The sequence below is a fragment of the Mesorhizobium sp. LSJC269B00 genome, assembly GCF_000502815.1.
Taxonomy (GTDB): domain Bacteria; phylum Pseudomonadota; class Alphaproteobacteria; order Rhizobiales; family Rhizobiaceae; genus Mesorhizobium.
Map to the genome: position 1 here is coordinate 521,458 of NZ_AYVN01000003.1, position 20,119 is coordinate 541,576.

Below are 20,119 nucleotides of genomic sequence, written 5' to 3' on the forward strand. Positions count from 1 at the left end.
TCCGGAGACCATCCAGATGAACATCCATGAATATCAAGGCAAGGCGCTGCTGAAGTCGTTTGGTGCGCCGGTGGCCGAGGGCGTGCCGGTGTTCAAGGCAAGCGAGGCGGAAGCCGCGGCACAAGCGCTGCCCGGTCCGCTCTATGTGGTGAAGAGCCAGATCCATGCCGGCGGCCGCGGCAAGGGCAAGTTCAAGGAACTGTCGCCCGACGCCAAGGGGGGCGTGCGGCTGGCGAAGTCGGTGGCCGAAGTCGTTGCCAACGCCAATGAGATGCTCGGCCACACGCTGGTCACCAAGCAGACCGGCCCGGCCGGCAAGCAGGTCAACCGCCTTTATATCGAGGACGGCGCCGACATCGATCGCGAGCTTTATCTGTCGATTTTGGTCGACCGCTCGGTCGGCCGCATCGCTTTCGTCGTCTCGACCGAGGGCGGCATGGACATTGAAGGCGTCGCCCACGACACGCCGGAAAAGATCATCACCCGCGCCATCGACCCGCTGGCCGGCGTGACGACCATCGACGTCGACATATTGGTGGAAGCGCTGGGCCTCACCGGCGATGCCGCCAAGGATGCCGGCACGCTGTTCCCGATCCTCTACAAGGCCTTTGTCGAGAAGGACATGAGCCTGCTCGAGGTCAACCCGCTGATCGTGATGAAAAACGGCCGCCTGCGCGTGCTGGACGCCAAGGTGTCGTTCGACAACAACGCGCTGTTTCGCCACCCCGAACTGATGGAATTGCGCGACACCACCGAAGAGGACGAGAAGGAGATCGAGGCGTCGAAATACGACCTCGCCTATGTCGCGCTCGACGGCAATATCGGCTGCATGGTCAATGGCGCCGGCCTCGCGATGGCGACGATGGACATCATCAAGCTCTACGGCGCCGAGCCCGCCAACTTCCTCGATGTCGGCGGCGGCGCGTCGAAGGAGAAGGTGACGGCGGCGTTCAAGATCATCACTCGGGATCCGGCGGTCAAAGGCATCTTGATCAACATCTTCGGCGGCATCATGAAGTGCGACATCATTGCCGAGGGCGTGATTGCCGCGGTCAAGGAAGTCGGCCTGGAAGTGCCGCTGGTGGTGCGCCTCGAAGGCACCAATGCCGAACTCGGCAAGAAGATCATCAACGACAGCGGCCTCAACGTGGTGTCGGCGGACGATCTCGACGACGCAGCCAAGAAGATCGTGGCGGCGGTGAAGGGCTGAAGGCGAATGCCTCCGCGCAAGATAAACCTGGTCGAGGCGGCGGATCGAACGATCACCAAGGTCTTCGATCCGCATATTGCCGGCGACGTCAATGACAGCCAGGCGAAGGTCGCCAAGTTCGGCGGGACCTTCGACTGGCACGCGCATGAGCATGAGGACGAAGCCTTCCTCGTCCTGCGGGGCAAGATCGCCATCGATTTCCGTGACGGTCCGGTCGAACTCGGCGAGGGTGATTTCATCGTCGTGCCGAAGGGCGTCGAGCATCGGCCGCGGTCGCTGACCGCCGAGCCGGTGGTGCTGATGTTCGAGCCGGCAACGACGCTCAACACCGGCAACGCCAAGAGCGACCTCACCGTCTCCGACCTGAAGCGGCTCTGACCATGAACGCCTTCTCCTCGCTCTCGGCCGATCACCAACGCCTGCAGGCGCTGGTCGGCGCGTGGCGCGGCGAGGAAGAGGTGGCGGAAACACAATGGGCCGATGGTGGACCGGCGACGTCGGAAGTGCTGGCGGAGCCACAGTTCGGCGGCCTGTTCGTGGTGCAGCGCTATCGCCAGCGCCGCGACGGCACGGTCTCGTTCGGCTCGCACTCAGTGTTCGGCTTCGACCAGCCAAACAGGCTCTTCACGATGCACCAGTTCGATTCCATGGGTTTTATGCCGGCCTTGCCGGCCACAGGTGCATGGAACGGCGCAGAACTGATTCTGGAGCGGTCATCGCCGCGCGGCTCAGCGCGCGTGACGTATATTTTCGACACTCCCGATGCCTACCGGATGCGACTGCATTTCAAACCTGCCGGCAGCGACAGCTGGCAAGACATGGTGAGCGGCGTCTACCGGCGCGTTTCGCCTTCCTCGATCAACGGTTTTTAGAAAAGGGCTCCGATGTCCATTCTCATCGACAAGAACACCAAGGTGCTGGTTCAGGGCCTGACCGGCAAGACCGGCACGTTCCACACCGAGCAGGCCTTGGCCTATCACGGCACCAGGATGGTCGGCGGTATCCATCCCAAGAAGGGTGGCGAGACCTGGACCGGCGCCAAGGGCGAAAACCTGCCGATCTTCGGTTCCGTTGCCGAGGGCAAGGAAAAGACCGGCGCCAATGCCTCGGTGGTCTATGTGCCGCCGGCGGGCGCCGCCGAAGCCATCCTCGAAGCCATCGAAGCCGAGATCCCGCTGATCGTCTGCATCACCGAAGGCATTCCGGTGATGGACATGGTTAGGGTCAAGGCGCGGCTCGACCGCTCGACCTCGCGGCTGATCGGCCCGAACTGCCCCGGCGTGCTCACCCCCGACGAATGCAAGATCGGTATCATGCCCGGCAACATCTTCCGCAAGGGCTCGGTCGGCGTTGTTTCGCGCTCGGGAACGCTTACCTATGAGGCAGTGTTCCAGACCACCAATGTCGGCCTCGGCCAGACCACCGCCGTCGGTATCGGCGGCGACCCCGTCAAAGGCACCGAGTTCATCGACATGCTCGAAATGTTCCTCGCCGACGACGAGACCAAGTCGATCATCATGATCGGCGAGATCGGCGGTTCGGCCGAGGAAGACGCCGCGCAGTTCCTCAAGGACGAGGCCAAGCGCGGCCGCAGGAAACCGATGGCCGGCTTCATCGCCGGGCGCACCGCGCCGGCCGGTCGCACCATGGGCCATGCGGGCGCGGTCATATCCGGCGGCAAGGGCGGCGCGGAAGACAAGATCGCGGCGATGGAATCGGCCGGCATTAAAGTATCGCCATCGCCGGCGCGTCTGGGCACGACGCTGGTCGAGGCGATCAAGGCCAAGTGAGTAGCGAGTAGTGAATAGCGAATAGGGAAAAGAGAGTAACGGCGCGACCCGGGAAAAATCCCTACTCGCTATTCGCTACTCACTATTCGCTTTTGAAAAGGAGACGGAGCCAGGCTCCGCGGACAAAAATGGCAAGAGATCGGAAGAGCGTCGTGTAGNACTCGCTATTCGCTACTCACTATTCGCTTTTGAAAAGGAGACGGAGCCAGGCTCCGCGGACAAAAATGGCAAGACAAGATCAGGCCAACGACCAATTTTCGCTCACCTCTTTCCTGTATGGCGGCAATGCCGACTATATCGACGCGCTGTACGCCTCCTATGAGGATGATCCAGAGTCGGTAAACCCCGAATGGCAGGACTTCTTCGCCGGGCTGAAGGACGACGCCGGCGATGTGCGCAAGAACGCCAAGGGCGCTTCCTGGGCAAAGCCGTCCTGGCCGCTGCAGGCCAATGGCGAACTGGTGTCGGCGCTGGACGGCAATTGGGGCATCGTCGAGAAGCATCTGGAAAAGAAGGTCAAGGACAAGGCGGTCACCAATGGCGTCGTGCTGTCGGATGCCGACGTGCATCAGGCGACGCGCGATTCGGTGCGCGCCATCATGATGATCCGCGCCTTCCGCATGCGCGGCCATCTGCACGCCAATCTCGACCCGCTCGGCATCGCCAAGCCGCTTGAGGACTATAACGAGCTGTCGCCGGAAAATTACGGTTTTACCGCAGCCGACTACGACCGGCCGATCTTCCTCGACAATGTGCTCGGCCTCGAATTCGGCACCATCCGGCAGATGCTGGAGATCCTGACCCGCACCTATTGCTCGACGCTCGGTGTCGAGTTCATGCACATTTCCGATCCCGAGGAGAAGGCCTGGATCCAGGCGCGCATCGAGGGTGCCGACAAGGAGATTTCCTTCACCGCTACGGGAAAAAAAGCGATCCTGCAGAAGCTGGTCGAGGCCGAAGGCTTCGAGCAGTTCATCGATGTCAAGTACAAGGGTACCAAGCGCTTCGGCCTCGATGGCAGCGAAGGCCTGATCCCGGCGCTGGAGCAGATCATCAAGCGCGGCGGCCAGCTCGGCATGAAGGAGATCGTGCTCGGCATGGCGCATCGCGGCCGGCTGAACGTGCTGTCCCAGGTGATGGCCAAACCGCATCGCGCCATCTTCCACGAATTCAAGGGCGGCTCGGCCGCTCCTGACGAGGTCGAGGGCTCGGGCGACGTCAAGTACCATCTCGGCGCCTCGTCGGACCGCGAATTCGACGGCAACAAGGTGCATCTGTCGCTGACCGCCAATCCTTCGCATCTGGAAATCGTCGATCCGGTTGTGATGGGCAAGGCGCGCGCCAAGCAGGACTATCTGTTCGGCCGCAGCCGCGAGGAGATCGTGCCGCTGGAAGAGCGCGCCAAGGTGCTGCCGCTGCTTCTGCATGGCGACGCCGCCTTTGCTGGCCAGGGCGTAATCGCCGAAATCCTCGGCCTGTCGGGCCTGCGCGGCCACCGCGTCGCCGGCACGCTGCATTTCATCATCAACAACCAGATCGGCTTCACCACCAATCCGCGCTTCTCGCGCTCGTCGCCCTATCCGTCCGACGTCGCCAAGATGATCGAGGCGCCGATCTTCCACGTCAATGGCGACGACCCGGAAGCGGTGGTGCATGCCACCAAGGTGGCGATCGAATTTCGCATGAAGTTCCACAAGCCGGTGGTGGTGGACATGTTCTGCTATCGCCGCTTCGGCCACAATGAGGGCGACGAACCGGCCTTCACGCAGCCGATCATGTACGCCAACATCCGCAACCACAAGACGACGGTGCAGATCTATGGCGACCGGCTGATCGCCGAGGGCCATATCAGCCAGGCCGAACTCGACAAGATGAAGGCCGACTGGCGCGCCCATCTGGAGTCCGAATGGGAAGTCGGCCAGCACTACAAGCCCAACAAGGCCGACTGGCTGGACGGCGCCTGGTCTGGTTTGCGCACCGCCGACAACCAGGACGAACAGCGCCGCGGCAAGACCGCCGTGCCGGTCAAGGTGCTGAAGGACATCGGCAAGAAACTGACCGAGGTGCCGAAAGGTTTCGAGGCGCACAAGACCATCATCCGCTTCCTCGAAAACCGCCGCCAGGCGATCGACTCCGGCGAAGGCATCGACTGGTCGACGGCCGAGGCGCTGGCCTTCGGCGCCATCCTGCTCGACGGCAATCCGATCCGGCTCTCCGGCCAGGATTCAGAACGCGGCACCTTCTCGCAGCGCCATTCCGTGCTCTACGACCAGCGCGACGAGACCCGCTACATCCCGCTCAACAATCTCTCGGCCGCACAGGCCGGCTACGAAGTCATCAACTCGATGCTGTCGGAAGAGGCGGTGCTCGGCTTCGAGTATGGCTACAGCCTGGCCGAGCCTAAGGCGCTGACGCTCTGGGAAGCGCAGTTCGGCGATTTCGCCAACGGCGCCCAGGTGGTGTTCGACCAGTTTATCTCGTCGGGCGAGCGCAAGTGGCTGCGCATGTCGGGCCTGGTCTGCCTGCTGCCGCATGGCTATGAGGGCCAGGGGCCGGAACATTCCTCGGCCCGGCTCGAGCGTTTCCTGCAGCTCTGCGCCGAAGACAATATGCAAGTCGCCAACTGCACCACGCCGGCAAACTACTTCCACATATTGCGCCGGCAACTGAAGCGCGACTTCCGCAAGCCGCTGATCCTGATGACGCCGAAGTCGCTGCTGCGCCACAAGCGGGCAGTGTCGACGCTGCCGGAGATTTCGGGCGAAAGCTCGTTCCACCGGCTGTTGTGGGACGACGCCCAGCTGTTGCAGAACCAGGCGATCAAGCTCACCAAGGATTCCAAAATCCGCCGCGTCGTGCTGTGCTCGGGCAAGGTCTATTACGACCTGTACGAGGAACGCGAGAAGCGCGGCATCAACGACATCTATCTCTTGCGCGTCGAACAGCTCTATCCGTTCCCGGCCAAGGCGCTGATCACCGAACTGTCGCGCTTCCGCAATGCCGAGATGGTGTGGTGCCAGGAGGAACCCAAGAATATGGGCGCCTGGTCGTTCATCGATCCGTATCTGGAATGGGTGCTGGCTCATATCGACGCCAAGCACCAGCGGGTGCGCTATACCGGACGTCCTGCGGCGGCATCGCCGGCGACCGGCTTGATGTCGAAGCATTTGGCGCAGCTCGCCGCCCTGCTCGAAGACGCGCTCGGCGAATAGAACAAACCCGGCGAATAGAACAGACAGAGAAGAAACGGAACAGGCACAATGGCTACCGAAATCCGCGTTCCCACTCTCGGCGAATCCGTCACCGAGGCGACCATCGGCAAGTGGTTCAAGAAGGTCGGCGATGCCATTGCCGTCGACGAGCCGCTGGTCGAGCTCGAAACCGACAAGGTGACGGTGGAGGTGCCTGCCGCCGCCGCCGGCACGCTGGGCGAGATCACCGCTAAGGAAGGCGAGACCGTCGGCGTCGGCGCGTTGCTGGGTTCGATCTCGGCAGGCGTCGCCACGGCCGCCCCGGCGTCCAAGCAGGAGACCAAGCCGCAAGCGGTGTCGCAGGCTTCGAGCCCGGACGCAGCGCACACGACCAGGCAGGCTGCGGCTGAGACCGCCAAGATAGCCGGCGACGCCGGGCCGGTCGAGCCGCGCACCATGCCGCCGGCGCCAGCTGCCGCGAAGCTGATCGCCGAGAACAATCTGTCGGTCGACCAGGTTTCCGGGTCGGGCAAGCGCGGCCAGGTGCTGAAGGGCGATGTGCTCGACGCGATTTCCAAGGGCGCGCCGTCGCAGCCGGCCGAAATTCCGAAGGCCGCACCGGCTCCGGTCGCCGTGCGTGCGCCGTCTTCGGGCGACGATGCGTCGCGCGAGGAGCGCGTGCGCATGACCAAGCTGCGCCAGACCATTGCGCGCCGGCTGAAGGAAGCGCAGTCGACCGCCGCCATGCTGACCACCTTCAACGAGGTCGACATGTCGGCGGTGATGGCGCTCAGGACCAAGTACAAGGACATCTTCGAGAAGAAGCATGGCGTGAAGCTCGGCTTCATGGGCTTCTTCACCAAGGCGGTTACGCACGCATTGAAGGAAATCCCCTCGGTCAATGCCGAGATCGACGGCACCGACATCATCTTCAAGAACTATGCCCATATCGGCGTTGCCGTCGGCACCGAAAAGGGTCTCGTCGTGCCGGTGGTGCGCAATGCCGACCAAATGTCGATTGCCGAGATCGAGAAGGATATCGGCCGGCTGGGCATCGCCGCGCGGGACGGCAAGCTGTCGGTCGCCGACATGCAGGGTGGTACGTTCACCATCTCCAATGGCGGCGTTTACGGCTCACTGATGTCGACGCCGATCCTCAATGCGCCGCAGTCCGGCATTTTGGGCATGCACAAGATCCAGGACCGGCCGGTCGTGGTCGGCGGCCAGATCGTGATCCGGCCGATGATGTACTTGGCGCTGAGCTACGATCACCGTATCGTCGACGGCAAGGAAGCCGTGACCTTCCTGGTCCGCGTCAAGGACAGCCTGGAAGATCCGGAACGGCTGGTGCTTGATTTGTGATCGGAGCTGATCCGTCATGAGCGGCTGGCTGGCGCGGTTTGGGTTCAAGCTGGGTCGAGTAGCGGGTAGCGTATTGAGGCGTTCCCGGCCGGCGGCTTCCGCCGCCATCTCTCCGCCGGCGACATCGACTGAATGGGATTCGGCGCCGGCGAGCAGCAATCTCGGTGTCTTCGCTCTCAGCGAAGCCGAAATGGCGGAGCGGAAGATCATCGTCACCGCGATCGGTGAGCTTGAGCTACCGACCGGCGAAATCATCGCTTGCGATCCACTGATTACCGGGCTGGAACGGCCTGTGTTTAGCCGTAAGGTCAGGCCGGGATGCTATCCAGTCACGTTGCTTGAGGCGCAAGGCCGTGTTGCTGCAGCGGTATTGCGGTTTGGCACTGGCTTGCCGGTGCGGTGGGAGTTGGCTGCCTTCGTCCGCGACGTCGGCACATCGTCCTGGAAGTCTGGATTTATTGTCGATGATAATGTTGCTTCGTTCATGGACAAGTCGGTTCTGACGCTGATGTCCGACCAGGAGGAACTCGACAGCTATCTTGCTGACGTTGCATGCTCGTTCGACAAGTTCCGCATGGATAATCCGGTTGATGGAAATCCGCTTAATATAGCCATGTTCGACACTGGCTTCGGTGATGGGAACTATTATTCCTTCCGGGGACTGGATGCGGCCGGCGAGCCGCTGGTCTTGATGACCGATTTCGAGGTGCTCGAAAACGCCGACGGCCGCGAGAGCAGCCAGAGCAATTCATGACAAACATCGCTTCGCCAATGATCGGATTTATGGCCGGGCTGGCTGTTCTCGCAGCGGGTTACGAGGCGCATGCCGCCTGCCCGCTGGCGCTTGCTGTCTATGGCGATGCCGAAAGCGAGGCCGGCATTGATTTCCGGCCGACGACGGATGCGGTCACCGTCACCAACTCGTTCAAGATGGTGCTCGACAAGGGCATCGTTCTCGACGGCATTGTCATGTGGACATCCGGTGTTTCGCGACCGCAAGGGTCGCTGATGTACAAATGTCCGACCGGCGACGTCACCGGTGACGAGCTTGCCGCCTGCACGGTCTGGCAGGGCGTCATCTACAGCGCCGACGATAAGGGCAATATCGCGCTCCTGGCGGCGGAAGGCACGGACGCGCCGCAGAGCCTGATCTTCCCCGATCTCGGGCCGTCGCTGCAGATGTCGGCCTTCGGCCCGAACGGTTTCTCGAAACTGCCATGGGACGTGTTTCTGCTGAAAGGTTGCCAGGAATGAGCGCGTCCAAGAAGGTGCTTCTGGTCACCGGCGGCAGTCGTGGCATTGGCGCGGCCACCTGCCGGCTTGCGGCAAAGGCGCGCTACCGGGTCGCGGTCAACTATGCCTCGAACGAGGCTGCCGCCAAGGCGCTGGTCGACGAAATCGAGGCGGCGGGTCGCGAGGCATTTGCCGTCAAGGGCGACGTCGGCGTCGAAGCCGACATCGTGGCAATGTTCGAAGCGGTCGACCGCCGCTTCGGTCGGCTCGACGCCCTGGTCAACAATGCCGGAATCGTCGACGTCAAGGCGCGCGTCGACGAGATGAGCCTGGCGCGGCTGGAGCGCATGATGCGCATCAACGTCATCGGCTCGTTCCTGTGCGCCCGCGAGGCGGTGAGGCGCATGTCGAGCAAGAATGGCGGCCAGGGCGGCGCCATCGTCAACATCTCGTCGGCTGCGTCGCTACACGGCTCGCCCGGCGAATATGTCGACTATGCAGCGTCCAAGGCGGCGATCGACACCTTCACGCTCGGACTGGCGCGCGAAGTCGCGACCGAAGGCGTGCGGGTCAATGCGATACGGCCGGGCATCATCGACACCGAGATCCACGCTTCGGGCGGCCAGCCGGACCGGGTCGAGCGGTTCCGCGACATGCTGCCGATGAAACGAGCCGGCACGGCGGATGAAGTCGCGCATGCCGTTCTCTATCTTTTGTCGGATGAAGCGTCCTACACGACGGGCGCAATCCTGAATGTAAGCGGCGGCCGCTGAGCGCCAAGCTAAGGGAAACGAACATGGCTTATGATGTCGTTATCATCGGGTCGGGACCGGGCGGCTATGTCTGTGCCATCAAGGCGGCACAGCTCGGGCTCAAGGTCGCGGTGGTGGAGAAGAACGCCACTTTCGGTGGGACCTGCCTCAACATCGGCTGTATCCCGTCCAAGGCGCTGCTTTACGCCTCGGAGATGTTTGCCGAGGCCGGCCATTCCTTCGATGCGCTGGGCGTCGAGATACCGGCGCCGAAACTCAATCTGAACAAGATGATGGCGCACAAGGACGCGACCGTTTCGGCCAACGTCAGTGGCGTCGCCTTCCTGTTCAAGAAAAACAAGATCGATAGTTTCCGCGGCACCGGGAAGGTGGTCGCGGCCGGCAAGGTGTCGGTGTCGGCTGAGGATGGCAAGGTCGAGGAGATCGAGACGAAAAATATCGTTATTGCCACGGGCTCCGATGTCGCCGGCATTCCCGGCGTCAAGGTCGACATCGACGAGAAGGTGATCGTATCGTCGACCGGCGCGCTGTCGCTGGAGAAAGTGCCGGGACATCTGGTGGTGGTCGGCGGTGGGGTCATCGGTCTGGAGCTCGGCTCGGTCTGGGCACGGCTCGGCGCCAAGGTCACCGTGGTCGAATTCCTCGACACCATCCTGGGCGGCATGGACGGCGAGGTCTCCAAGCAGTTCCAGCGCCTGCTTTCCAAGCAGGGTTTCGAGTTCAAGCTCGGCGCCAAGGTGACAGGGGTGACCAAGGCCAAAAAGGGCGCCGCCGTTACCTTCGCGCCGGTCAAGGGTGGTGCGGCCGAGACCATCGAGGCCGACGCGGTGCTGATCTCGACCGGACGCCGGGCCTATTCCGACAGCCTCGGGTTGAAAGAAGCCGGCGTCGAGGTCGACGAGCGCGGCCGGGTCAAGACCGACGGGCATCTCAGGACCAACGTGGCCGGCATCTACGCCATTGGCGACGTCATCGCCGGGCCGATGCTGGCGCACAAGGCCGAGGATGAAGGCGTGGCGGTGGCCGAGACCATTGCCGGCCAGGCCGGCCACGTGAATTACGACGTCATTCCGAGCGTCGTCTACACCAGCCCGGAAATCGCTTCGGTCGGCAAGACAGAGGAAGAGCTGAGGAAGGCCGGCATCGACTACAAGATGGGCAAATTCCCGTTCACCGCCAACGGCCGCGCGCGCGCCATGCTGCACACGGACGGCTTCGTGAAGATCCTCGCCGACAAAGCCAGCGACCGCGTGCTCGGCGTCCACATTGTCGGCTTCGGCGCAGGCGAGATGATCCATGAGGCGGCGGTGCTGATGGAGTTCGGCGGCTCTTCCGAAGACCTCGCCCGCACCTGCCACGCGCATCCGACAATGTCGGAAGCGATGAAGGAAGCAGCGCTGGCGACGTTCTTCAAGCCGATCCATATTTGATTCCGGCAGGAAGTTGCGACACGCCGACTGGACAGCACCACCCTCTGGCCGGCACCCACGCTCCGCCAACCTTCGAGATTATGCGTTCCCATTGGGCGCTGTTCGTGAACTGCCGATCTCCCCTCTCGAGGGGGAGATGTCCGGCAGGACAGAGGGGGCGGTGAAGAATCGCGACGCTCGCGACAGGGGCCCAAAATAAAACGGCCCGCTTTTCAGCGGGCCGTTCTTGGTTGGAATCAAGATGCCAGATCAGTTGGCCAGATTACGGGCTCGGCGCCGGAGCAGGCGCCGGGGCTGGCGCAGGAGCCGGTGCGGGCGCAGGGGCTGGTGCGGGAGCCGGTTCGGCGGGCTTCATCGGCTCAGCCGGTGCAGGTGCGGGCGCCGGTGTGCTGGCTGCCGGCGGCTCTGCGGGCGCAGGATGTTCGCCGCTTCTGCCGAAAACATAGTACGCGACAATCGCAAGGATGACGACGACCAGCGCAATCAGCCAGCCGCTGCCACCACCCGACCTGGGCGCTGGATCGTTAGGGTTCGCCATAAAAGTGTCCTCCGTGGATGAAAAGCATCAATCAACACCCCTCAACGCGCAACCGTTGAACGGGTTCATACTAGGCCTTCAAATTGACGAACGCAGGAAAATTCTGATTCGCAACCGCTTGTTGGCCTGTATTTCCCCCGCAAAATCAATCACGAACGAGGTAGAACGAGCTTAGCTGGCCTTTTCCGCCAAAAATAGGGCCAACCGCCTCCGCTTTGCGAATCAGTTGCGCACCGCACAGAGCCGGGCTTACGTGATTCGGTATTCAAGACGGGCGCTGCTCAGTCGACGGCGGTGACGGTATAGCCGGCCTTGCGAAAATCCTCGACCAGGCCTTCGGGGCCGGGAAGATGCATGGCGCCGACGGCCATGAAGGCATTGCCCTTGGCCAGGATCGGTGCGGCATGGTCGGCCATGACCTTGTTGCGGCCGGTGATCATCGTCCGGTCGAATTCGGCGTAACCTGCGTCGTCGTCTTCGTCGGGCGAGATCGAACGCAACAGCGGCCAGAAGGTGCCGGTGTCGCCGCGCTGATAAAGCACGATCATGGTTTCGTTGATGTCGTTTATCTTGTCGCCGAGCTTCAGGGTCTCGACCAGCCCTTTGATGTGGAACGCAATCGGCAGCGAGGCCATGGCGTGCAGCTGGCTGGCAGCGGTCTCCAACCCTTCCACCGGCTTCCCCAAGGCCTTGGCGTCCTGCGCCAGCTTGACGTCCAGAACCGGTGCGCCGCCTGCCTGACGGGCGACCTCACAGACCGGCAGCGCGACCATGGCCGACAGCAGCCACGGCTTCATCTTGGAGACGCTCGCCGGCGGAATGCCGCGCGCATCGAGCCCTTTGTTCACCACCGCCGCATCCTCCGGCGACAACAGCGACGACAATGTCGTGTTGTCGGTGAACATCATCAGCTCGGGTTCCTTGAGCATGGCCTCCATCATCTTCTGCTTGTCGAGCACGTCGGTGGTCTCGATGATGATGGTGCCCGCAGCGTCATAGGCTTTCCTGGCTGCCGGCGGCAGAGTGGTCACGCGCGGGTCGGTCATGTGCATGGTGCCGAACAGGAAGGACGGCTTTTCGCCTGATTTCTCCAACTTCCACAACAGGCCCTTGCCGTTCAGCGTCGCTGCTGCTTCCGTCTCGATCCTGGCATAGGCGGCGGGGTCTTCCTTCTGCAGGGCCGATAGCAGATCGGCGCCGGCGCAGGCCGGGGCTTCGGCATGCGCCTTGCCCATGGCAAGCAGCAACGCGACGAGAAAAGACAGGAAAAACAGGGCGTTGATCGCGACGAGCAGCTTCAGCGACACAAGGGCCGCGCGGTCGGCGATGGCAAGGGCGCTTTTCATGGTGCGGTTCTAGGACTGAAAAGCGGCGAAACGGTTAACCGGCGTGGGGAAATTGTCCTGGACTTATACAGTGTCACGCGCGGGGATGGGCAGATTCGTAGATCTCGAGCAGCCTTGCCGTGTCGACGCCGGTATAGACCTGCGTCGTCGACAGACTCACGTGGCCGAGCAGTTCCTGGATGGTGCGCAGGTCGCCGCCGCGCCCGAGCAGATGGGTGGCGAAGGAATGGCGCAACGCGTGCGGCGTCGCGGTGTCGGGCAGGTTCAGCGCCGAGCGCAGCCTGGCCATGTCGCGCTGGACGATGGCCGGGTTGAGCGGCCCGCCCCGGGCGCCGCGAAACAGCAGGCCCTTGGGATCGAGATGGTAGGGACACAGTTTTCGGTATTCGGCGATTGCCCTGAGCGCCACCGGCAGCACCGGCACCAGCCGTGTCTTGCCACCCTTGCCGGTGACGCGCAGCACGGTGTCGGCTTCCGATGCCAGGTCGGCGGCGCTGAGGCCCAGCGCTTCGGAAATGCGCAGGCCCGATCCATAAAGCAGCGTCAGCACGGCGGCGTTGCGGGCGGCGATCCAGGGCTCTTCAGCCAGCTGGCCTTCCACCGACACGACATGTTTGGCATCGCTGGCGGTCAGCGGCTTGGGCAGCGATTTCGGCTGGCGCGGCGCGCGCAACGCAGCGGCACCGGCGGCATTGGCGAGACCGCGCCGTTCGAGGAAGCGCAGCAGCGAGCGGATGCCGGCGAGGCCGCGTCCGAGCGTGCGGGCGCCGGCGCCGGCGTTGCGCCGCGCGGCAAGAAAGCCGCGCAGATCGGCCGGGCGCAGAGTGGCGATGTCGGAAAGACCAGGCGAGCCGCCGCAATGCCCTGTGAGGAAATGCAGGAACTGGCGCGTGTCGCGCTCATAGGCTTCGACGGTCGCCGGCGCCAGCCGGCGCTCGCGCGCCAGCATCTTCAGCCAGCTTTCGCGCGCTGCCTGGAGGTCGGGTTTTGCCGGGATGAGAAATTCCTGCATGCCGCCATTGTCAGGCAGCCGGGTTAGGAAGCGGTGAAGAACCTGTCATTGAAATGGCCACGGGCGATCATTGAAATGACGCCGGTAGGGCGTTAGAGCAGGGCAAAGGATATCAGCCATGTCGAAGCCCCAGAACCCCGTGCAAATGGCCGTGATCGGCGCCGCCCACGGCATCAAGGGCGAATTGCGGGTGAAGACTTTCACTGGCGAGCCGATGGCGCTGGCCGATTATGGGCCGCTCTATGCCAAGGACGGCCGCGCCTTCCAGATCATCGACATCAGGCCCGCCAACACCGTCGTGGTGGTGCGCTTCAAGGGCATTGCCGACCGCAACGCCGCCGAGGCGCTGGCCGGAACCGAGCTGTTCGTCGACCGCTCGATGCTCCCCGACGATGGCGAGGAGGACGAATTCTACCACGCCGATCTCGTCGGACTTGAAGTCCGCGACGATAAGGACGCGGTCATCGGCAAGGTGGTGGCGGTGCATAATTTCGGCGGCGGCGACATTCTCGACGTCACGCTCGGCGGGCGCAAGGGCGTGCTGATCCCGTTCACCCAGGTCGCCGTGCCTCAGGTTTCGATCGCCGAAGGTTTTCTCCGCGTCGACCCGGCAGCCGCCGGCCTTGTCGAAGATGAGGATGGCGACGCGCCGCGCGAAGAAGATTTCGACACGAAGGGCCGACCGCGCGGGCCGAGCGAAGCCGGAGGCAACCGGTGACGTTCAAGGCGTCGGTGCTGACGCTCTATCCCGAGATGTTTCCGGGCGGGCTAGGCCTGTCGCTGGCCGGACGGGCGCTCGAAGTCGGGACATGGTCGCTGGAAGCTATCCAGATCCGCGACTTCGCCAGCGATCGCCATCACACCGTCGACGACACGCCGGCCGGCGGTGGCGCCGGCATGGTGATGCGCGCCGATGTACTGGCCAAGGCGATCGACCACACCTCGCCGTCCGGCGATCCGCGGCCAAAATTGCTGATGAGCCCGCGTGGAAAGCCGCTGACGCAGGCGCACGTGCGCGAACTGGCTGGCGGGCCAGGCGCCGTCATCGTTTGCGGCCGGTTCGAGGGCGTCGACCAGCGGCTGATCGAGGCGCGTGGACTGGAAGAGGTCTCCATCGGCGATTTCATCCTGTCGGGCGGCGAGCCGGCGGCGCTCGTACTGCTCGACGCCGTTGTGCGGCTGTTGCCCGGCGTCATGGGCAATGCGGTGTCGGGCGAGGAAGAAAGTTTCGAGAACGGCCTGCTCGAACACCCGCATTACACGCGGCCACAGGAGTTCGAAGGCCGCCCCATCCCCGACGTGCTGGTCTCCGGTAATCACAAGAAGATCGCCGCGTGGCGGCGCGCCGAGTCCGAGAAGCTGACCAGGGAGCGCCGGCCGGATTTGCTCGCCGCTCAGCCCTTGGCAAAATAGTAGACGGCGAGAAACAGGCCGACGGCGATGACGAAGCCGCGTACTGCGTTTTGCGGCACGCGCTTGGCGATCCAGACGCCGGCATAGCCGCCGAGCGCGCCGCCGGGGATCATGACGATTGCCTGAGGCCAGGCAACAACGCCGCCGGAAACGAAGACCAGTATGGCAACGGCGGCGATGACCACGGCCAGCATGTTCTTCAGCGCGTTCAGCCGGTGATAGTCGCCGGATTGCGTCAGGCCGAGCGTCGCCAGCATCATGACGCCCATGCCGGCGCCGAAGAAGCCGCCATAGATGGCGGTAGCGAACTGCGCCAGCGAACCGGCCAGAGAGCCGACCGTGGCTTCATGCCCAGGCTTCGGCGTTGGTTTCAGCCACGGCCCGGCGGCGAACAAGGCGGTTGCGGCCAGCAGCAGCCACGGCACGAGGGCGCGGAACGACGGATTTGAGAGCGCCAGCAGGATGAGCGCACCAGCCAGCGCGCCCAAAGCCGAGATCAGGCAAAGCAGCAGCGCGCCGCGCCAGAAATGCTTGATGTCGGTCCAGTAAGCCAGCGTCGAGGTGATGTAACCGGGAAACTGCGTTACCGAGGACGTGGCGTTGGCGACGATCGGCGGCAGGCCGGCCAGCGTCATGGCGCCGAAGGTTATGAAGGTGCCGCCGCCGGCAACCGCGTTGACGGCGCCTGACAGAAAACCCGCGAGGAAGAGCAGGACTGCGTCGAAAACAGACATTGTGAGGCCGCCGGACAAGTGTGCTGCTCCCGGATTAGGAAGCTTGAAGGGCCGGCGCAACCCTGCACTGGACGATTGCGTGGTGGCATGCGACCAAAAAAGACAGGGCCAAGGCGTGACAAGTCAGTGAAATAGCTGTATGTGCCCGCCCGTACTGGCGAGAAAAATCTCCCGGACCCGTCAACAATGACGGTGTAGTCGCCCCTGCCCAATGTTTCGAAGACAAGATGTCTCGGGGACAAAGGGCATAGCCGAGCGGTCATGGAACTGCAAGGCGAGTGTCGGACGCTCTGACTGTCGGAAGAACAAGAAGTGGACTATTGAGATGGATATCATCCGTCAGCTCGAGGCCGAACAGGCCGCCAAGATCGAAGCCAAGCGCAAGCTTCCCGAGTTTCAGCCCGGCGACACCGTGCGCGTCCAGGTCCGCGTGACCGAAGGCACCCGCACCCGCGTCCAGGCCTATGAGGGCGTCGTCATCGCCCGCGCCGGCGCCGGCTTCCAGGAAAATTTCACCGTCCGCAAGATCTCCTACGGCGAAGGCGTCGAGCGCGTTTTCCCGGTCTACTCGCCGATGGTCGAAGGCGTCGAGATCGTGCGCCGCGGCAAGGTGCGCCGCGCCAAGCTCTATTATTTGCGCGACCGTCGCGGCAAGTCGGCCCGTATTTCGGAAAACACCGGCGTGCGCGCCCGCAAGCTCAACGATGAGGAACGCGACGCGCTGAACGCCGAGAAGGCCCGCATAGAAGCCGAGAAGGTTGCCGCTGCCCAGGCGCTGGCCGCCGAGACGGCCGCCAAGGAAGCTGCCGAGAAGAAGGCCGTCGACGAAGCCGCCAAGGCCGCCGACGAGGCTGCAAAGGCGGCGGAAGCGACCCCGGCCGAATAAACCTGGTCCAAGGATTTTGAAAAGGCGGCTTCGGCCGCCTTTTTTCGTTTCACCAGACTGTGAACGATTGCCGGCCGAGAGTTTGGTCATGGCTGTTGACTCGAATTATCTTGTACACTAAATGATAGTGTACAAATAAAATGGAGAACTGACATGGCACTCTACACCACACAGGCTCGCGTCACCGGAGGCCGCGCCGGCCACGGCGAGACCAGCGACGGCCTGCTGAAGGTCGACCTCGCTTTGCCGAAGGAGCTCGGCGGACAGGGTGGCGCCACCAATCCCGAGCAGCTGTTCGCGGTCGGCTATGCCGCCTGCTTCGAAAGCGCCATCCGCTTCGTCGCACGCAAGCAGAAGCTGCCGCTGGACGACGCGGCGGTGAGCGCCACCGTCAGCCTGCTTCCCAATGGTGAAGGCTTCAAACTTGGTGTCGCACTGGCCGCCGAGACCAAAGGCCTTGATCAGGCGGCGGCGGAAGCGCTTGTATCGGCCGCGCATCAGATTTGCCCCTATTCCAATGCGATCAAAGGCAATGTCGAGGTGGCGCTTTCGACCGTGGCGCTTCCGGCAAAGGCAGCATGACGACGAAGACCGAAACCAGGGCCAGCGAAGTCCCGGCGGACACCGCCGGGAGGATCGCCGTTCCGCGCCTCGACCAGCAGCTCTGCTTCGCGCTCTATTCGGCGAGCGGGCTGATGACCAAGCTCTATCGGCCGCTGCTTGACCCGCTCGGCCTGACCTATCCGCAATATTTGGCGATGCTGGCGCTGTGGCAGCATGCGCCGAGCACGGTCGGCGAACTCGGCGAGGCGCTGGGGCTGGATTCGGCGACATTGACGCCTCTGCTCAAGCGGATGGAAGCGGCTGGTCTCGTCACCCGCCGTCGCGATCCGGCCGACGAGCGCCGCGTGCTGGTCGAACCGACTGCCAAGGGCCAGGCGCTGCGCGCCCGCATCAAGGACGTATCCGCAGGCCTTGCCTGCGCCATGCCGCTGGAAGTCGAGGAGCTGAAGTCGCTGCACCGGACCTTGACCGGATTTGTCGCCAAGCTGCGTGAGGCTACGTCACCATCCTGATCCGTCATCTGACGGGTTCCCGTGTCCAGGAGGGGCCTGGTTTGCCGGCGGCGCAATCACGGAATAAATTCCGACCACGGGGCGTTCTAAAACCGCGTTGGTTGAAGGCATTGGAATCCGCTTTCACCGGACGCTGAGCACCGGACCGGCTTGCAAGCCGTCTGCGGACGGCTAAAGTCGCGCCTGGATTTTCATGCGAGCCCGGCTGCAAGCGGGCTTCTCATCCTGGAGCGTGTCATGACCAAATCGAAGCTGCTGCTGGCCGCCCTCGCGGCCTGTTTCCTCGCGCCCGTCGCTGCATGGGCGGCCGATGCGCTGCCCGATCTCGGCGGCAAGAAGGTCGTGGTGGTGACGGAAAACGCCTATCCGCCGCTGCAGTTCATCGACGCCAAGACCGGCAAGCAGATCGGCTGGGAGTATGACGCGATGGACGAAATCGCCAAGCGGCTGAACTTCAAGGTGGAGTACCAGAACACCTCCTGGGACGCGATGATCCAGGCGGTTTCCGACAACCAGTACAACATTGGCATGACCGGCATCACCATCAAGGACGACCGAAAGGAGAAGGTCGATTTCTCCGACCCCTATATGCGTTCGGAGCAGTTCATGCTGGTGCGCGCCGATGAAAGCCGCTTCACCGACGCCAAGACCTTCGCCGCCTTCAAGGACGGGTTGATCGGCGCGCAGGCCGGAACGACGCCGTTCTACACCGCCGTCTACAGCGTGCTCGACGGCAATGAGCAGAACCCGCGCATCAAGCAGTTCGAGACCTTCGGCGCTTCGGTGCAGGCACTGAAATCCGGCGACGTCGATGTCGTCCTGACCGACGGCACCGCCGGCAAAGGCTATGTCGATGCCTCCGGCGGCAAGCTCAAGCTGATCGGCGGCCCGCTCGGCACCGAGGATTTTGGCTTCATCTTCCCGAAGGGCTCGGACCTGGTGAAGCCGGTCAACGCGGCGATCGCGGCGCTGAAGGCCGACGGCACGATCGAGGCGCTGAACAAGAAGTGGTTTCTCGACTACAAGATGGGGCAGTAGGCCGTCTTGGCGCGACGGCCGCTGACCCCCCTTGCGGGGGAGATGCCCGGCAGGGCAGAGGGGGGTGTGAAGGATCGCCTCCCTTTTGTTTTGAGCTTTTCCAAAGAGGCCAAAGGTTGTGACTGTAACCGTTTGACAGGTTGGAGGGACAGCACCCCCCTCTGTCCTGCCGGACATCTCCCCCGCAAGGGGGGAGATCGGCAGATCTTGCGAGCGCAGCTGTTCACCAGCGTTGGGCATTGATGCTCGCCTCAACCTCAAAACCCGATTTTCCCTGGTGGCTTGCCGCCGCGATCGCGCTCGCCGTCGTCGCTGCGCTCTCCATTGCCGCCAGCGATCTCTACGCCCAGGTTTTTGCCACCGTCGCCAAAGGCATCGGCATCACCATTCTTGTCACCGTGGTCGCCTTCGCGCTGGCTTCCGCCGTCGGGCTCGGCATTGCGCTGATGGGGCTGTCGGGGTCGCGTTGGCTCAAGCAGATCGCTCGTTTCTATGTCGAGATCATCCGCGGCGTGCCGATCCTGGTGCTGTTGTTCTGGATCGCCTTCGCCGGCGCGCCGGCCTTCGTGGCTGCGTGGAATGCGCTGACCGCGCCGCTGCAAAACGCCGGCTATCTCGGCGAGCTTTTGGTGCGCGACGTGTCGCTGTTGTGGCGTGCGATCATGGCGCTGACCATCGGTTATTCCGCCTTCATCTCCGAGGTCTTCCGCGCCGGCATCCAGTCAGTCGAGAAAGGCCAGATCGAGGCTGCCAAGGCGCTCGGGCTGACGCGCACGCAGCGCTTCCGGCTGATCGTGTTCCCACAGGCGATCCGCACCATCCTGCCGCCGCTCGGCAATGACTTCGTTGCCATGGTCAAGGATTCCTCGCTGGTCTCGGTGCTCGGCGTCGCCGACATCACGCAGATGGGCAAGATCTACGCCGCCGGCTCGTTCCGCTTCTTCGAGACCTATTCGATCGTCGCCTATATCTATCTCATCCTCACTGTCAGCCTGTCGCTGGCACTGCGGGGGCTGGAGCAACGACTGCGGCGGGCGCAGCAGGAATAGAAGTCCGACGCGGGCACGGCTACGATCGCGGAGGACAG

Annotated in this window: 20 protein-coding genes; 17 read left to right on the forward strand and 3 right to left on the reverse strand. The window is 63.3% G+C overall.

Going from position 1 to position 20,119, the window contains the following annotated elements:
- The first annotated feature begins 16 nt into the window (after positions 1-16).
- The 10 genes from sucC to lpdA all read left to right on the forward strand — a co-directional run bounded on the left by sucC (position 17) and on the right by lpdA (position 10,989).
- Entirely contained in the window at positions 17-1,210 is a 1,194-nt protein-coding gene (gene sucC / locus X771_RS154315; RefSeq protein ID WP_023687692.1) for an ADP-forming succinate--CoA ligase subunit beta, read from the forward strand.
- Positions 1,211-1,216: 6 nt separating this feature from the next.
- Positions 1,217-1,588, forward strand: a complete 372-nt coding sequence (locus tag X771_RS154310; RefSeq protein WP_023687693.1) for a cupin domain-containing protein — start codon at positions 1,217-1,219, stop codon at positions 1,586-1,588.
- A 2-nt stretch (positions 1,589-1,590) separates the two neighbouring features.
- Positions 1,591-2,082, forward strand: a complete 492-nt coding sequence (locus X771_RS154305; RefSeq protein ID WP_023687694.1) for a DUF1579 family protein — start codon at positions 1,591-1,593, stop codon at positions 2,080-2,082.
- A 12-nt stretch (positions 2,083-2,094) separates the two neighbouring features.
- On the forward strand, positions 2,095-3,000 hold the full coding sequence (gene sucD, locus X771_RS154300; RefSeq protein ID WP_023687695.1) for a succinate--CoA ligase subunit alpha: 906 nt from the start codon (positions 2,095-2,097) through the stop codon (positions 2,998-3,000).
- 224 nt (positions 3,001-3,224) lie between these two features.
- Entirely contained in the window at positions 3,225-6,212 is a 2,988-nt protein-coding gene (locus X771_RS154295) for a 2-oxoglutarate dehydrogenase E1 component (protein ID WP_023670536.1), read from the forward strand.
- A 48-nt stretch (positions 6,213-6,260) separates the two neighbouring features.
- Positions 6,261-7,553, forward strand: a complete 1,293-nt coding sequence (odhB, locus tag X771_RS154290) for a 2-oxoglutarate dehydrogenase complex dihydrolipoyllysine-residue succinyltransferase (RefSeq protein WP_023670535.1) — start codon at positions 6,261-6,263, stop codon at positions 7,551-7,553.
- A gap of 16 nt (positions 7,554-7,569) precedes the next feature.
- Positions 7,570-8,307, forward strand: coding sequence for a DUF4241 domain-containing protein (locus X771_RS154285; RefSeq protein ID WP_031202553.1), 738 nt, complete (start codon positions 7,570-7,572; stop codon positions 8,305-8,307).
- Positions 8,304-8,807 (forward strand): hypothetical protein, encoded by a 504-nt coding sequence (locus X771_RS154280; protein ID WP_023687697.1) that lies wholly within the window; start codon positions 8,304-8,306, stop codon positions 8,805-8,807. Before X771_RS154285 ends, X771_RS154280 begins: the two co-directional genes overlap by 4 nt.
- Complete coding sequence (locus X771_RS154275; protein WP_023687698.1) at positions 8,804-9,559, forward strand: SDR family oxidoreductase; 756 nt, start codon at positions 8,804-8,806, stop codon at positions 9,557-9,559. Before X771_RS154280 ends, X771_RS154275 begins: the two co-directional genes overlap by 4 nt.
- A gap of 23 nt (positions 9,560-9,582) precedes the next feature.
- Positions 9,583-10,989, forward strand: coding sequence for a dihydrolipoyl dehydrogenase (gene lpdA / locus X771_RS154270; RefSeq protein WP_023687699.1), 1,407 nt, complete (start codon positions 9,583-9,585; stop codon positions 10,987-10,989).
- A gap of 819 nt (positions 10,990-11,808) precedes the next feature.
- Here the strand turns inward: lpdA and X771_RS154265 are convergent.
- Both X771_RS154265 and X771_RS154260 read right to left on the reverse strand, forming a co-directional pair.
- Positions 11,809-12,873 carry a TraB/GumN family protein gene (locus X771_RS154265; RefSeq protein WP_023687700.1) on the reverse strand — a complete coding sequence of 355 codons (1,065 nt, stop codon included), beginning with the start codon at positions 12,871-12,873 and terminating at the stop codon, positions 11,809-11,811.
- Positions 12,874-12,946: 73 nt separating this feature from the next.
- Positions 12,947-13,885: a tyrosine recombinase XerC gene (locus X771_RS154260; protein ID WP_023687701.1), complete on the reverse strand. Its 939-nt coding sequence runs from the start codon at positions 13,883-13,885 to the stop codon at positions 12,947-12,949.
- 118 nt (positions 13,886-14,003) lie between these two features.
- On the opposite strand from X771_RS154260, the gene rimM reads away from it, so the two are divergent.
- Positions 14,004-14,603 (forward strand): ribosome maturation factor RimM, encoded by a 600-nt coding sequence (gene rimM / locus X771_RS154255; RefSeq protein ID WP_023687702.1) that lies wholly within the window; start codon positions 14,004-14,006, stop codon positions 14,601-14,603.
- Positions 14,600-15,298, forward strand: coding sequence for a tRNA (guanosine(37)-N1)-methyltransferase TrmD (gene trmD / locus X771_RS154250; protein WP_023687703.1), 699 nt, complete (start codon positions 14,600-14,602; stop codon positions 15,296-15,298). The genes rimM and trmD overlap by 4 nt, the downstream gene beginning before the upstream one ends.
- On the opposite strand, the gene X771_RS154245 is transcribed toward trmD, so the two are convergent.
- A complete protein-coding gene (locus X771_RS154245; protein ID WP_023683874.1) occupies positions 15,280-16,032 on the reverse strand; it encodes a sulfite exporter TauE/SafE family protein in 753 nt (250 codons plus the stop codon). The two genes, trmD and X771_RS154245, sit on opposite strands and share 19 nt — an antisense overlap.
- 325 nt (positions 16,033-16,357) lie before the next feature.
- Here X771_RS154245 and rplS point away from each other — a divergent pair, with 325 nt between their 5' ends.
- The 5 genes from rplS (at position 16,358) to X771_RS154220 (ending at position 20,081) form a co-directional block, all read left to right on the forward strand.
- Positions 16,358-16,918: a 50S ribosomal protein L19 gene (gene rplS, locus X771_RS154240; protein ID WP_023687704.1), complete on the forward strand. Its 561-nt coding sequence runs from the start codon at positions 16,358-16,360 to the stop codon at positions 16,916-16,918.
- A gap of 153 nt (positions 16,919-17,071) precedes the next feature.
- Positions 17,072-17,500: an organic hydroperoxide resistance protein gene (locus X771_RS154235; protein WP_023670524.1), complete on the forward strand. Its 429-nt coding sequence runs from the start codon at positions 17,072-17,074 to the stop codon at positions 17,498-17,500.
- Positions 17,497-17,994, forward strand: a complete 498-nt coding sequence (locus X771_RS154230; RefSeq protein ID WP_023683877.1) for a MarR family transcriptional regulator — start codon at positions 17,497-17,499, stop codon at positions 17,992-17,994. Before X771_RS154235 ends, X771_RS154230 begins: the two co-directional genes overlap by 4 nt.
- A gap of 237 nt (positions 17,995-18,231) precedes the next feature.
- Complete coding sequence (locus X771_RS154225; protein ID WP_023687705.1) at positions 18,232-19,032, forward strand: transporter substrate-binding domain-containing protein; 801 nt, start codon at positions 18,232-18,234, stop codon at positions 19,030-19,032.
- Between the two features lie 242 nt (positions 19,033-19,274).
- Positions 19,275-20,081: an amino acid ABC transporter permease gene (locus X771_RS154220; RefSeq protein WP_023683878.1), complete on the forward strand. Its 807-nt coding sequence runs from the start codon at positions 19,275-19,277 to the stop codon at positions 20,079-20,081.
- The last annotated feature ends 38 nt before the right edge of the window (positions 20,082-20,119 follow it).